Genomic DNA, 419 nt, shown 5'->3' with positions numbered 1-419 from the left:
CTCTCCCCTTCCTTCCTCCTTCTCCCCTCTCCCTCCCTTTCCCCCCCCCTCCCCCCCCCCCCTCTTTTCTCCTTTCCTCCTTCCCCCCTCCCCCCTTCCCCCCCTCCCCTTTCCCCCCTTCCCTCCCCCTTCCCCCCTTTTCCCTCCCCTCTTTCCCTCTCCCTCTTCCTCCTTCCTTCTCCTTCTCCTTTCCCCTCCCCCTTTCCCTCCCCTCCTCCCTCCTTTTTCCTCTCCTCTTTTCCCCCTCGTACTCTCTCTCCCCCCTTTTTTCCTTCCTTCTTTTCCCCTCTCTCCCTTCCCTTCTCCCTTTTTCCCTTCCTCCCTTTCTCAGCTCTTCTCTCTTCTCTTTTTTGTCTCCCCCCCCTCCCTCCCTTCCTTCCTTCCCTCCCCCCTCCCCTCCTTCCGCACAATGCCCAGAG

General features: G+C 60.9%; 1 protein-coding gene. It reads right to left on the bottom strand.

The genetic code is table 11. The features are described from left to right. Positions 1–419, bottom strand: a 419-nt coding sequence (locus tag A6F49_RS18970; protein WP_201120335.1) for a hypothetical protein, incomplete at both ends; no start/stop codon positions are given.

The organism is Enteractinococcus helveticum, from assembly GCF_001657475.1.
Lineage (GTDB): Bacteria > Actinomycetota > Actinomycetes > Actinomycetales > Micrococcaceae > Yaniella > Yaniella helvetica.
Note: the sequence above shows the minus strand (reverse complement) of the source record. Positions and strands in the feature narration are given on the sequence as shown.